This is a genomic window from Rhodospirillales bacterium (assembly GCA_023898765.1).
Taxonomy (GTDB): domain Bacteria; phylum Pseudomonadota; class Alphaproteobacteria; order Micavibrionales; family Micavibrionaceae.
Window position 1 is genome coordinate 1,744,151 of the sequence record CP060238.1, and the last position, 13,852, is coordinate 1,758,002.

Genomic DNA, 13,852 nt, shown 5'->3' on the forward strand with positions numbered 1-13,852 from the left:
TCGCTCCCTTCCTCTACGAAGCGGCTTTCATTTCCTGCTTATTGTGAGTCATTGGAAGAATCTTGTCCAGCCCCCCCATATAGGGTTTCAGGACTTCGGGGACAAAAACGCCGCCGTCTGCCGGATCATAGTAATTTTCCATGACGGCAATCAGCGTCCGCCCGACCGCGAGGCCGGAACCGTTGAGCGTATGCACGAAGCGCGTGTTCTTTTCCCCCTTCGCGCGGCAGCGTGCGTTCATGCGCCGTGCCTGGAAATCCCAGCAATTGGAGCAGCTTGAAATCTCCCGGTACCGGCCCTGTCCCGGCAGCCAGACCTCAACATCATAGGTCTTGCGCGCGCAAAAGCCCGTATCGCCGCTGCACAGGACTATCGTGCGGAAGGGAAGCTCCAGTTTTTTCAGGATGGTTTCGGCGCAGCCCGTCATGCGTTCGTGTTCCGCCTCGCTGTCTTCGGGGCTCACAATGCTCACCATTTCGACTTTATAGAACTGGTGCTGACGGATCATCCCGCGCGTATCTTTCCCGGCGCTGCCCGCCTCGGAACGGAAGCAGGGCGTAAAGGCGGTATAGCGGCGCGGCAGGCTTTCTTCCTCGACGATCTCCTCCGCCACGATATTGGTCAGCGGCACTTCGGCCGTGGGCACCAGCCAGTCCCCCCGCGTCGTCTGGAACAAATCTTCCGCGAATTTCGGAAGCTGGCCCGTGCCGTACACTGTCGCATTGTTCACCAAAAGCGGCGGGGAGACTTCCGTATAGCCGTGCTCGCCCGTCTGGGTGTCCAGCATAAGCTGCGCCAGCGCACGCTCCATCCGGGCCAGCGGCCCCTGCATCAGCACAAAACGGGAGCCGGACAGCTTGGCCGCCGTTTCGAAATGCATCATGCCAAGCGCTTCGCCGATCTCGAAATGCTCTTTGGCCTGCCCGCCGAAATCTTTCGGCTCGCCCAATTTGCGCACCTCGACATTATCGTTTTCATCCGCGCCTTCGGGCACATCCGCGCCCAGTATGTTCGGCATGCCGGACAATATTTTTTTCAGGTTTTCGCCCAGTTCCCGGTCCCGGTCCTCCAGTTCCCCCATGCGGGTTTTCAGGGCCGCGACTTCCTCCATCACGGCCTGCGCGTCGCCGCCCTCTTTCTTGATCTGCCCGATGGATTTGGACTTGTCGTTCCGCTGCGCCTGAATGGTCTGCAGTTCGGTCTGCACGGCGCGATGCTCCTCATCCAGCTTTAGAATAACCGCGCTTTGCGCTTCCAGCCCCCTGCGGCTCATTTCCTTGTCAAAATGACCGGGATTTTCCCGTATCGCACGAATATCAAACATTTTCTCACACTTCCTTTATTATCTCCCGAACATAACGCGAAGAACCGCAGAAACGAAGCGAAAATTAAAAGCTTCTCATCTTTAAGCCTTCACGCTTAAAATGGAAGGATGAAAGATGTTTTCAACGTTTTAAGACCGGACGATTCCACCCCGCCTGTCCCCCTTGTCTTTGATTCTCCCCATAGCGGAACGGTTTATCCCGACGATTTTCATTACGCTTGCAACCATGCCCTGCTATCGGGAATAGAAGACAAATATGTCGATGAGCTTTACAAATCCGCGCCGGACGCCGGGGCCGTGCTCCTGTCCGCGAACTTCCCGCGCTCTTACATAGATGCCAACCGCTGCGCATTGGACATTGATGAAAAACTCCTGGCCGCGCCCTGGCCGGACGAAACAAATCCTTCTGTGCGCTCTTATGCCGGAATCGGCCTCATCCACCGTCTGGTGAAGCCCGGCATCCCCATCTATGACCGCGCCTTAAGCGTTGAAGAGGTCCGGCGCCGGATCGACACCTGTTACCGCCCCTACCATGACATGCTGGAAACGCTGCTGGATGAGGCGCATAACGCGTATGGACAGGTCTGGCATATCAACTGCCATTCCATGGCCTCGCACAGCATTTCTATCCCGCTCAAAGGCCCTTCGGATTTTGTGCTGGGAGACCGCAGCGGTACAAGCTGCGATCTGGATTTTACGCATGCCGTCCGCGACTGCCTGAAAAGGATGGGTTACAACGTGTCTATTAACGACCCCTATAAGGGCGTGGAGCTTGTCCGGCGCTATTCCTCGCCTGCGGCAGGCCGCCATTCCCTCCAGATTGAAATCTGCAAATCCCTCTACATGAACGAAGAGACTTTCGAAAAAAGCCCCTCTTTTGAAAGCTTCCAAAAAGATATTGAAAAGCTCATCCGTTTTTGCGCGGATTATGTCGAAAGCCAGACAAGGCGCATCGCAGCGGATTAATTAAGGGTTCAGGCCCGCCCAGCGCGCATACATCAGGGGCCTTTTCATCTTCCCAAGATCGACAAGTACCCCAATATCGTCCCGATGCGCCACCCTGCTCAGAATGTCCGGCCATTTTCTGATGCTCTCCTGCTGCTCCCAAAATCCCTCGGCGCAGTCACTCACCTGGTAGAATCCGGAAGAAGCCGGCACCTCTTCAAAACATCGTCGCCATAGCTGCCAGCCGCTTGCCTGCAGGTCGTCCTGCGCCAGACCGTACCAGCGCACAAACCTGCCTTCGGCCAAACAGCCCTGCTCGCCAAGCAGCAAATCACCGGGCGCCAGTATTTTGTTCTGTCTGTATATCGCTGTCTGGCCGCACACGCTTTCGTCAAAGGCAATAACAGTATCGCCTTTCTTTCCCGTAGAGTCGGCGATTTCTTTCCTCCCGCTCACAAGCATCCCGACCACCGCAACCGGATGCCGGACCCGCACCCCGATATAGTGGTAATCCCTCGCCGGCTTTTTCCTGTCAGGCTGTGTAAAAGGGAAGCTTTCGGAAACAAACAGAAAAGAAGGGTTAATTTCGAAATCTTTTTGCACATGAGGCAGCGCGTATCTGCCATCCATATCCATCACGCGCAGACCGGAATTTTCCTGATTCGGGCTTACAATAAACCGGGGACTGTCGGCCATAGATGTTCTCCTTATGTGAGACAAAAAAATATTATGGATAATTTTGCTATCTAATCCATAACACTTTCCCCCGTCAAGAAAAAACCTTGTCAAAATTTTCCTGCAAGGCCCCGTCCAGTTCGTCCATACGGGCTTTTACGCCCAAATCCTCGAAACTGGTCACGCCGTGCGCCCTTATCCCGCAGGGGACGATGCCGTCAAAATGAGACAAATCCGGATTGAGATTGATCGAAAAACCGTGATAGGTCACCCAGTGCCGGACCCGCACGCCAATGGCCGCAATTTTGGCTTCTGCGCCACCCGGCTTTACCACCCATATCCCGACGCGCCCGTCCCGCCTTTCGCCCTGAATGCCGAAAACCTCCAGCGTGCAAATAATCCATTCTTCCAGTTGCCGGATATATTCCTTGATGTCGGGGGCGGACTGGCGTTTTTTCAGGTCCATCATGACATATCCCACGCGCTGCCCCGGCCCGTGATACGTATATTGCCCGCCCCGGCCCGTTTCAAAAACGGGAAAACGCGGCTGCAGCAAATCCTCGGGCCGGGCACTGGTGCCGGCGGTATAAAGGGGAGGGTGTTCGAGAAGCCAGACCATATCCGGAGCGCCTTTTCTGCGGATATCTTCCACGCGCGCTTCCATTTCCCGGAGCGCCTCTTCATACGCCACCGGCTTTTGCGACATTTTCCACTGGGCAGACATGAAGGCTATTATTGACCTTCCGGCCAAGTTTGGCTAGACATCTTGTGGAGCAAAATGAAGTGCGGCCGTGGCGGAACTGGTAGACGCGCAAGACTAAGGATCTTGTGGGAGAAATCCCGTGGAAGTTCGAGTCTTCTCGGCCGCACCATTTTGTTTCCTTATATTTAAAATTAAGGGCGCCACGTAGACTGCGGCGTGGAACGGACCGCTCTGGTTTCGCCGGCAACATATTCCAAAGGGGCATTCAGGACATGACAAAAAAAGAAGCCAATTTTCGGGAAAACGCCCTTTACTATCATAAACATCCCACCCCGGGAAAAATCTCCGTCGCCCCGACCAAGGCGCTCACGACGCAGCATGATCTGGCGATGGCCTACTCTCCCGGCGTGGCTGCGCCGTGCGAAGAAATTGAAAAAGACCCTTTAAAAGCGCTGGACTACACCTCCCGCGGCAACATTGTGGCCGTCATTACGAATGGAACGGCCGTTTTGGGGCTGGGCGACATCGGACCGCTGGCCTCCAAACCCGTGATGGAGGGGAAGGCCGTCCTGTTCAAAAAATTCGCCAACATTGATGCGATTGACATCGAAATCGAGGAAAAAGATCCGAAAGCTTTTGTCGATACCGTCGCCCGCCTGGAACCGAGCTTCGGCGGCATCAACCTCGAAGACATCAAGGCTCCCGAATGTTTCGAAATTGAAAAACGGCTGCGGGAACGGATGAACATTCCCGTCTTCCACGACGACCAGCACGGCACGGCGATTATCGCCTCCGCCGCCATCCTGAACTGGCTGGAATATACGGGGCGAAAAATTACGGACGTCAAACTGGTGGCCAACGGCGCGGGCGCTGCAGCTTTGGCCTGTCTGAACCTGCTGGTCAGTCTGGGCATGCCCAAAGACAACATCACGGTCTGCGATCGAAAAGGCATTATTTACAAAGGCCGCAAAGACGGCATGGACAAATATAAAGAAAAATATGCCGTGGACACCAACGCGCGCGAACTCAAAGACGCAATTTCAGGCACCGACATTTTCCTGGGACTGTCAGGCCCGAATATGCTGGATGCCAAAATGGTCAAGACAATGGCGGATGCGCCGCTTATCATGGCGCTGGCAAACCCCACGCCGGAAATTATGCCCGACGAAGCCCGCAAGGGAAAACCCGACGCGGTGATTTGCACGGGCCGCTCGGATTTCCCCAACCAGGTCAACAACGTTTTATGCTTTCCTTTCCTGTTTCGCGGCGCGCTGGACGTTGGCGCCACGGCCATCAATGAGGAAATGAAAATTGCCTGCGTCAAGGCCATTGCGGAACTCGCAAGACGGGAACCGACGGAAAAAGTCGCCTCCGTTTACAGCGATGAAAATCTGGAGTTCGGCCCCGAATACCTTATCCCTAAACCTTTCGACACAAGGCTGATGACCGATCTTCCGATTGCCGTCGCCAAGGCTGCCATTGAAAGCGGCGTCGCCACGCGCCCCATTGACGACTTTGAGACCTACCGTGAAAAACTGCGCCAGTTCTTTACCCGCAGCGCCATGGTTATCCGCCCGATTTATGCCCGGGCCAAAACGGACCCGCGGCGCGTTGTCTTTTGCGAGGGAGAGGAAACGCACGTTTTGCGCGCGGTGCAGCTTGTACTGGATGGCGGCATTGCGCAACCGGTCGTCATCGGACGGCGCGAGGTCGTTGAAACCCGGATCAAGCGCATGCGGGTTCCCATACAGGTTGACAAAGACTTCGAACTCGTCGATCCGCAGGATGACCGCCGCTACAACAAATATTGCGATATATACCAGTCCCTCACCGAACGCCGGGGCGTGTCTCCGGCCATGGCGAAAAATGTGGTACGCACCAACACAACCGTTATCGGCTCCCTCCTTGTGCACAATGGAGAGGCGGACGCCATGATCTGCGGATGCGTTGGAAACTTTATGGACCATATGAAACCCGTTATTGACGTGATCGGCCTGAAACCCGGCGTGGAAACGGCGGCGGCTTTGCGCGCCCTGATTATGCCGCAAGGAACCTTCTTCATTTGCGACACGCACGTCAACCCGAACCCGAGCATTCCGCAAATTTCGGAAATGACGCTTATGGCAGCCGAAGAAATCCGGCGCTTTGGAATCGTCCCGAAAGTTGCCCTCCTGTCCCACTCCAATTTCGGGAACTACAACGACGAAAGCGCCTCTAAAATGAGCGCGGCGTGCCGTGATATCAAGCAACGGGACCCCAGCCTTGAAATTGACGGGGAAATGAACGCCGATACGGCTTTGTCCAAGGATATCCGGAAAATCCTGATGCCGAACTCCACATTGGTCGGACAGGCGAACCTTCTGGTCATGCCGAATCTGGAGGCGGCAAATATTTCCTTCAATATCGTCAAAATTCTCGGAGACGGCATTCCTCTGGGACCCCTCCTGCTGGGGGTTTCCAAACCGGCCCATATCCTGACGCCTGCCGTTACGCCGCGCGGCATTTTCAACGTGACCGCCCTGGCCTGTGTTCAGGCCCAGGTGGCAGAAGAAGAAAAGAAAGTAGAACCGCTTAAAAAAGTCTCCCTTTAAAAAATGAAAAGAGAGAAAAAAGATGGTAGAAACCAAAAATTCTTCTGAAACACCTCCTGCAGAAGCCATTGACGAAATCGGTTTGAGCGATGAAACCATCGCGGAAATTATTGATGAGCTACACGAAGAACAGACGGAGGAACTCACAGCCCACATCCATGACCTGAGCATTGCGGACACGTCCGACCTGCTTCACAAGGTCAACGAAGAAGACAGGAACGCGCTTCTTCAAAAATACGCGCAGGACTTTGATCCGAACGTCTTCTCGGAACTGGATTCCGAACTTCAGCGCGCGGCGCTTTCCGAGATGCCCGCAGAAAAGGTTGCCTATATTATCTCGGCACTGGAGAGTGACGATGCGCTGGATATCATCGAAACCCTTGATCCCGCTTTTCAAAAAGAAATTCTCCGCAAGCTGTCCCGGCAGGACCGGATTGCCATTGAAGAAGGGCTGACATTTCCCGAAGAGTCCGCCGGCCGCCTGATGCAGCGGGAATATGTGGCCATCCCGCAATTCTGGACAGTTGGGAAAACGATCGATTATTTGCGCGCGGCGGCCGAGGAATTGCCGGAGGATTTCCTCGACCTGATCGTCATCGACCCGGCCTATCATGTTATCGGGGAAATCCCGCTCAACCGTCTTGTCCGTTCCCCGCGAAGCGTAAAAATTCAGGACCTTACTCTGGATACGCTGCACACGGTTCCCGCCGATATGGACCAGGAAGAAGTGGCGCATATTTTCCGGCGGGAAAATCTGGCCTCGGCGCCGGTTGTCGATCTCAACGGGCGGCTCCTCGGGGTCATTACCATTGACGATGTCCTCGACGTGATCGACGAAGAACACCACGAAGACATCCTAAAGCTCGGGGGTGTGGAAGGCGACGACCTTTACCGCGCGGTTCTTTCGACCACCCGCAGCCGGTTTAAATGGCTTTTTGTAAACCTGCTCACGGCCATTCTGGCCTCCGTTGTCATTTCCTTTTTTGATGCCACGCTGGAACAGATTGTCGCCCTGGCCATTTTGATGCCTATTGTGGCTTCGATGGGCGGGAATGCGGGCACGCAGGCATTGACGGTGGCTGTGCGCGCTCTGGCCACGAAAGAACTTTCCGGGACGAATATGCTGCGCGTCCTCTGGAAAGAAACGCTTGTGGGCACGCTTAACGGTGCGGGCTTTGCCATTCTGATGGGCGGGATCGCCGGGTTTTGGTTCGGCAGTCCCGTTTTGGGCGTGATTATCGCCAGCGCCATGATGATAAATCTTGTCGTCGCGGGCATTTTCGGCGCAGGAATTCCTGTCTTTCTACACAGGATAGGAAGCGATCCGGCCCTGTCCTCTACCGTCTTTTTGACGACCGTTACGGATATTGTCGGCTTTTTCGGGTTTCTGGGGCTGGCGTCTGTGTTCTTAATTTAGTACGCTCTAATACCTGTGAGGTAATGTGACATGACCGCGTCGAAATTAATCCGTCCTTTGGCCGAATATAAAGACAGTTATCTGGAAGCCCTGAAAGAGTACCACGCCGAAAAGCGCTACCTCTATCAGGATATTGCCCGCCTGAACGCCAATTTCGACCAATTCATCAAGGAACTGCGCGCCGAAAAGGGTTACCCCCACCAGCCCTATCAGGACTGGGTGGAGCCCGTGCGCGAAACCGTCGTCTGGATGGTCAAGGATGGAGACTATCTGGGCACCGTCGATATTCGTCACCGCCTGAACTGGCATCTGGAAAAATGGGGCGGCCATGTTCACTTTGTCATCCGCCCGTCCATCCGCGGGAAAGGATTCGGTAAAAAGATTTTGAAAAAAGCGATCCCCATCATCAATTATCTCGGCATTGACAAGGCGCTCCTGACCGTTTCGCCCGACAATGCGGCCGGGATCAAGATCATCGAATCCTGTGGGGGAAAATTCGAAGACGAAACAAGCGAAACGGAACAATTTCCCGCCATGCGGCGTTACTGGCTTGACTGCACCTGAAACCGGATAAAGTCCTTTTTTCTGCCTTTATTTTCCTTTACCTCTAGCGCCCATGGCCAAAAAAACCAAAAAGAAAAAAAACAACGGAAAACGGAGCCTGCTCGGACGTCTCATGCTCAAACTCCTGAAATGGGGAATTGTGCTGGGGTTGTGGGCCTGCCTGTTTCTGGGCGGGTTGATGGTCTTTTATGCGCAGGAACTCACGGATATTACCGAAGATATGGTCTTTGAGCGCCGCCCAACGATTATTATCAAAGCCAATGACGGCACCGTTTTAGACCGTTACGGCGATATCAAAGGCAAAAGCGTCACGGTTGAAGACATCCCGCAGCATGTCGTCTATGCGGTTCTGGCCACGGAAGACCGCCGTTTTTACGAGCATAGCGGCATCGACCCGATCGGCATCGCGCGCGCTTTTGCGGTAAATATTATCAAAGGCGGCTTTGTGCAGGGCGGCTCGACCATTACGCAACAGCTCGCCAAAAACCTTTTCCTCAGCCGGGAACGCAAGCTCAAACGCAAAATTCAGGAAGCGATGCTTGCCATCTGGCTGGAACACAAACTGACCAAAGACGAAATTTTAAGCGCCTATCTCAACCGCGTGTATCTCGGCTCCGGCGCTTATGGCATTGAAGCCGCCGCCAGCGTCTATTTCGGCAAAACCGTTCAGGAACTCACCTTGCGGGAAGCCGCCACGCTTGCCGGCCTTCTCAAGGCGCCTTCGCGCTATTCCCCGCGCGCCAACCCGGTCCTCTCCGCCCAGCGTACAAAAGTGGTCCTGAACGCCATGGTCGAGGCCGGATTTATTGAACAGGCGGAAGTCGACAAGCTCAACAACCTGCCGCCGTCTCCGCATAAAAAACCTTCCAGCGGCGAGACAATCCGCTATTTCACGGATTATATCGTGGCCCAGATCGAAGACCTTATCGGCCCTGTCACGCAGGACCTCGTTATCGAAACCACACTGGATAAAGACATCCAGAAAGAAGCGGAAGAATCGATCACCAAGGCCCTGCTGCTTGAAGGGGCGGCAAAAGATATCGGACAAGGGGCGGCGATCGTGATGACGCTGGACGGGGCCATTGTGGGCATGGTTGGCGGACGGGATTACGGGATGAGCGAATTTAACCGGGCCACAAACGCCTTGCGCCCGCCCGGCTCTTCCTTCAAACCTTTTGTCTATCTGACCGCGCTGGAACAAGGCTGGAAAATCGACGATACCATCGTAGACGAAGAAATCACCACAGGCCGTTACCGCCCCAAAAATTACGGCGGACAATATTACGGCGAAGTCACGATGATCGAAGCCCTTACCTATTCCCTCAATACCGTGGCGATCAGTCTGATGCGTGAGGTAAAGCCCCCCGCCGTCATCGGCATGGCCCGGCGGCTTGGCATTACCGCCGACCTTGAGCCCGACTTAAGTCTGGCGCTGGGAAGCTCCGGCGTCCCTGTCATCCAGATGGCCACAGCCTACGCGTCTTTGGGACGCGGGGGCATGGCGGTCGAGCCTTTCTCTATCATCCGCATTAAAGACAGCGAAGACAAAGTCTATTATGAACGCCCGGCGCACCACCAGATCCGCCGCGTTGCAGACCGGCAAAACGTGTATGACCTCACCACCATGATGCAATCCGTCATGGAAAACGGAACGGGGCGCGGCGCGCAAGGGCCCTATATCGCCGCAGGGAAAACCGGCACGTCCCAGGATTTCAGGGATGCGTGGTTTATCGGCTTTACGGACCGCTATGCGGCAGCCGTCTGGTTCGGCAATGACGACAACAGCCCCATGAAGCGGGTCACAGGCGGCGCGACGCCCGCGCGGGTGTGGCGGGAGATCATGACCAAAGCCACGCAAAAACGCGCCCGCTCCTACGGCAGCTACACGGACGTTTCCTCGGACTTCAGTTTCCACGATCTGATGGGCCGCCTGCTCGGAGAGGGAGAAGGCGGGTCCGGCCTGTCGAAAAGAAACACGCCCGAAGGGGAGGACTATACCCCCCTCGGGCGCCATAAATGGGACTTTAACGATTGATCTGCCTCTTTATTTCTACCCTGTTTTTAACACGAAGATGAAGAAGCCAAACGAAGAACATGAATCCTCTTTTCTGCGCAGCTTTGCTGCGCTTTTTTCTTCTTTGTGGTCTTCGTGAAAGCTTCAAGTGCTTCGTGTTAAAAAACCTAAACCGTCGCCGGCTCTTCCACTTTCGGATACTCCCGGCGAAAGGCGGCAAAGCGGTCTTCCCCGATTTTATCCCAGTGTTTTTTCAGCGCCAGCGTGGAGGCGCTCGGGCCACCGACCTCCCACCCGCTGCGCATCAGGCTGCGGTCCACATGCTCCAGATAGCTGGCGGGAAAAGCGCGCCTTGGCGCGTACAGCCCCATATCCACCAGCGTTTTGGCCACCAGCGCATCCGTCAAATCCATCATGTCGGCGGTGAACTGGATCGCGGAGAGAACTTTGATTTCCGTGCGGCTGTTGGGCACCATCCGCAAATGCCGCATGAAGCGGGTATAGATTTCCATCTCCATTCTGGCGCCGTTTTCAATGAGGGGAATGGGAAGCACCGTATGATTGTTCCGGTGTTTTTTGTTGTCGTTGCTCTTAAGGACATGCTCTGTCATATCGAAGTATCTCCTTTCATTCATAAGCGGGGAAACCGAGGAAAAAGTTTCTCACTACCACTGTGTTCAGGATCTCTTAACGGAACCTTAACGCGCCAATCCGGTTTGTGGATAAGCTGTGGATTTTCTGTGAATAGAAACTTTTAAGCCTTTGGAATCGCTGCGACTGCCAGCTTATCCACAATCTCGTTTTCAACATGGCCGGAATGGCCTTTGACCCAGTGAAACTCGACCTCATGCACGGCCAGAAGCGAATCGATTCGCTCCCAAAGGTCCTGATTCTTGACCGGCTTTTTCGCGGCCGTTTTCCAGCCGCGCGCTTTCCAGCCGGCCAGCCATTCCTCGACGCCCTGCTTGACGTATTTGCTGTCCGTATACAGGGCCACACGGCTTTCTTTTTTGAGCGCTTCAAGCCCCTTAATCACGGCCGTCATTTCCATGCGGTTGTTAGTTGTTTCCGGTTCCCCGCCGGAGAGTTCTTTCTCGTGCCCGTTCCAGCGCATCAAAACGCCCCAGCCGCCCGGACCGGGATTTCCGCTGCATGCGCCGTCGGTGTAAATTTGAATCCGCACGTCAATCCTCAAGATGGTCCACGATGACCTTCAGAAATTCTTTCTCGCTCGCGATATTCTGGAAGGCTTCGGAAGGGATGGTCGTGCCGTATTTATCCGCGATGCGCTGATATTTCGGCAGCCTGTTTTCGAACAGGCGCGGGAAAACCCAGCGGGAAAAATCGTCCGGATCCATCTCTTCCACGTCACGGATATTCCTGTCGCTTTGATATTCTTCGAGCCAGAAATCGAACCGCTCCGGTGAAAAGAACAGAGGTTTCGGGTAGTCCTGCGCCCGTTTTAAAACTTCTTTTTCCTCTTCGGCATTGGCCTTGATGTAAACAATCAACGAATTTTCATCGATGCTGTCCAGAAGCGTTTTATCGTCTATTTCGCAAAGGCTTCCCGTTGAATCGTTCACCACGCTTGTAAAGCCGTCCTGATGGGCCTGTTGCACGACCTCCTTTAACTTGCTGAGACTCCGGCATTCCGCTTCAAAATATTTTTGCTGGCGGCGTTTGAACTCTTCCAAAGGCAGGCCGCCTTTTCGGGGGTCCCCCAGCCTGCCGACATATTCGGACAGCATGGATAAGTTTTCCGCCGTAATTTCATTTTGAACGCTTTCTCCCCTTGCAGCCGAAAGGGTGCGTACAATTTCATCGCCCAGATAGCGCGTACCGATTTCGTAGTCGCAGGAATAATGCTTCCATCCCTGCCCCGCCAGCATCGTAGACAGATAGGTCTTTCCCACACCGGACATTCCCATCAGGGTGATAACCTTGTGCGATATGTCGTTGAATTCTGTAATCGTAATCGGCATAACCAAACCTTCTTAAGCCACTTCTTCCCGCAGCACACGCGGAATATTAAAAACGACATCTTCCTGCGTGATAGCGAGCTCTTTCACGCGCACCTCAAAGCGCTCTTTGGCCGCATCTATCACCTCGTCCAGCAGGACTTCCGGCGCGGACGCCCCCGCACTTAAACCGAGACTTTCCATCTTTCCAAGAGCTTCCCAATCAATTTCGGCGGCGCGCTGGACAAGCAACGTTTTCCCGCAACCGTAATTTTTACCGGCCTCCACCAGGCGGTTTGAATTGGAAGAATTGGGCGCGCCAATCACCATCAGGACATCCACCTTCGGGGCAATTTCCCTGACAGCCGCCTGCCGGTTTGTCGTAGCGTAACAGATATCTTCTTTATGCGGCTCGGCAATTTTCGGAAAACGCTCCTTAAGCGCAGCGACGATCTGCGCCGTATCATCGACCGACAGGGTTGTCTGGGTGCAATAGGCCAGCCGGTCGGGATGCTCCACCTTCAACTGCCGGACATCTTCGACCTTTTCCACCAGAATAACGGCCCCTTGCGGCAATTGCCCCATCGTGCCTTCGACTTCCGGGTGCCCGGCATGGCCAATCAAAACAATCTGCCGCTTTTCGTTGAAATGTTTTTCGGCTTCCTTGTGGACCTTACTCACCAGCGGGCAGGTTGCATCGATATAAAACATTTTGCGCTTTTGCGCTTTTTCCGACACGGATTTCGGCACCCCGTGAGCCGAAAAAACAACCGGTGCGCCATCATCGGGAATTTCATCCAGTTCCTCGACAAAAACGGCGCCTTTGGCCCGCAGGGACTCGACGACAAATTTATTATGGACAATTTCGTGACGCACATAGACGGGCGCGCCGTATTTCTGCAGCGTCTTTTCAACGATCTGGATTGCGCGGTCCACACCGGCGCAAAAACCGCGCGGCGCGGCCAGAAGGATGTTCAAGGGCGGTTTCGTCATCAGGTTCTTCTTACAAGAGCGCTTCTTCAAAATCCAGTGAAAAGCCTTGTTTTGCGCTACCTCTCACAGTAGTCTTTTCCCCATGAAACGGCTTTTCCTTTCCTTTTTCGGCCTGCTGACGTTATGCGCCTGTCAAACACTGGAACATGCCGGTCAAAAGCAGCAAACAGCCGATGCCGGCACATCCCCTTTGTTCGGGCCGCCTGCCTGTCCGCCGGCAAAAATTACGCCGGACTTACAGGAGATCGTCGAATTTCCCGACCTGTCCAACCCTTCCCCTAAAACGGAAATTTCCCGCCTGCGTATCCGCAGCGTACAAAGGCACTGCACCTATAAGGAAGAAGAACTGGCCGTCAGGCTTGATATTTCCTTTGACGGCAGGCTTGGTCCCAAAGCCCGCATCCGCGAGACGGACAAGCCCAGCTACGCGTTTCCCTATTTTGTTGCCGTGTCCGGCCCGGACGGGAACATTCTGGCAAAAGAACTTTTCGCGGCTTCTGTATCATACGGGGCGGAAGAAAACGAAATCTCCCGGACGGACACCATCACGCAGCGCATGCCTCTTAATGAAGACGGCAGCCTGCCGGATTACACGATCCTGATCGGGTTTCAACTGGCCGAGGAACAACTGGCCTATAACAGGGCCGGAAAGTAAGTAAAGATGGAAA

Annotated in this window: 13 protein-coding genes and 1 tRNA gene; 7 read left to right on the forward strand and 7 right to left on the reverse strand. The window is 54.5% G+C overall.

Going from position 1 to position 13,852, the window contains the following annotated elements; all coding sequences use genetic code 11:
* Positions 1-13: 13 nt before the first annotated feature.
* Positions 14-1,324, reverse strand: a complete 1,311-nt coding sequence (serS, locus tag H6853_08575) for a serine--tRNA ligase (GenBank protein USO03561.1) — start codon at positions 1,322-1,324, stop codon at positions 14-16.
* A gap of 108 nt (positions 1,325-1,432) precedes the next feature.
* On the opposite strand from serS, the gene H6853_08580 reads away from it, so the two are divergent.
* Positions 1,433-2,290, forward strand: coding sequence for an N-formylglutamate amidohydrolase (locus tag H6853_08580; protein USO03562.1), 858 nt, complete (start codon positions 1,433-1,435; stop codon positions 2,288-2,290).
* On the opposite strand, the gene H6853_08585 is transcribed toward H6853_08580, so the two are convergent.
* A complete protein-coding gene (locus H6853_08585) occupies positions 2,291-2,965 on the reverse strand; it encodes a hypothetical protein (GenBank protein ID USO03563.1) in 675 nt (224 codons plus the stop codon). It abuts the gene before it with no gap.
* Positions 2,966-3,038: 73 nt separating this feature from the next.
* Positions 3,039-3,668 carry a lipoyl(octanoyl) transferase LipB gene (lipB, locus tag H6853_08590; protein USO03564.1) on the reverse strand — a complete coding sequence of 210 codons (630 nt, stop codon included), beginning with the start codon at positions 3,666-3,668 and terminating at the stop codon, positions 3,039-3,041.
* Positions 3,669-3,729: 61 nt separating this feature from the next.
* Here lipB and H6853_08595 point away from each other — a divergent pair.
* The 5 genes from H6853_08595 to H6853_08615 all read left to right on the forward strand — a co-directional run bounded on the left by H6853_08595 (position 3,730) and on the right by H6853_08615 (position 10,254).
* Positions 3,730-3,816: transfer RNA gene (locus tag H6853_08595), tRNA-Leu, on the forward strand.
* A gap of 103 nt (positions 3,817-3,919) precedes the next feature.
* Positions 3,920-6,238, forward strand: coding sequence for an NADP-dependent malic enzyme (locus H6853_08600; protein USO03565.1), 2,319 nt, complete (start codon positions 3,920-3,922; stop codon positions 6,236-6,238).
* 22 nt (positions 6,239-6,260) lie between these two features.
* On the forward strand, positions 6,261-7,655 hold the full coding sequence (gene mgtE / locus H6853_08605; GenBank protein USO03566.1) for a magnesium transporter: 1,395 nt from the start codon (positions 6,261-6,263) through the stop codon (positions 7,653-7,655).
* Positions 7,656-7,685: 30 nt separating this feature from the next.
* Positions 7,686-8,219 (forward strand): GNAT family N-acetyltransferase, encoded by a 534-nt coding sequence (locus tag H6853_08610; protein ID USO03567.1) that lies wholly within the window; start codon positions 7,686-7,688, stop codon positions 8,217-8,219.
* 52 nt (positions 8,220-8,271) lie between these two features.
* Positions 8,272-10,254 carry a PBP1A family penicillin-binding protein gene (locus H6853_08615; GenBank protein USO03568.1) on the forward strand — a complete coding sequence of 661 codons (1,983 nt, stop codon included), beginning with the start codon at positions 8,272-8,274 and terminating at the stop codon, positions 10,252-10,254.
* A 146-nt stretch (positions 10,255-10,400) separates the two neighbouring features.
* On the opposite strand, the gene H6853_08620 is transcribed toward H6853_08615, so the two are convergent.
* From H6853_08620 to ispH, 4 genes are all read right to left on the reverse strand, one after another.
* Positions 10,401-10,844 (reverse strand): hypothetical protein, encoded by a 444-nt coding sequence (locus tag H6853_08620; GenBank protein USO03569.1) that lies wholly within the window; start codon positions 10,842-10,844, stop codon positions 10,401-10,403.
* A 143-nt stretch (positions 10,845-10,987) separates the two neighbouring features.
* Positions 10,988-11,422: a ribonuclease HI gene (gene rnhA, locus H6853_08625; protein ID USO04652.1), complete on the reverse strand. Its 435-nt coding sequence runs from the start codon at positions 11,420-11,422 to the stop codon at positions 10,988-10,990.
* On the reverse strand, positions 11,418-12,215 hold the full coding sequence (locus H6853_08630) for an ATPase (protein ID USO03570.1): 798 nt from the start codon (positions 12,213-12,215) through the stop codon (positions 11,418-11,420). The genes rnhA and H6853_08630 overlap by 5 nt, the downstream gene beginning before the upstream one ends.
* A 12-nt stretch (positions 12,216-12,227) precedes the next feature.
* Positions 12,228-13,184: a 4-hydroxy-3-methylbut-2-enyl diphosphate reductase gene (ispH, locus tag H6853_08635; protein ID USO03571.1), complete on the reverse strand. Its 957-nt coding sequence runs from the start codon at positions 13,182-13,184 to the stop codon at positions 12,228-12,230.
* Positions 13,185-13,266: 82 nt separating this feature from the next.
* Between ispH and H6853_08640 the strand changes: the two genes are divergently transcribed.
* Positions 13,267-13,839 carry a hypothetical protein gene (locus H6853_08640; protein ID USO03572.1) on the forward strand — a complete coding sequence of 191 codons (573 nt, stop codon included), beginning with the start codon at positions 13,267-13,269 and terminating at the stop codon, positions 13,837-13,839.
* Positions 13,840-13,852: the final 13 nt, after the last annotated feature.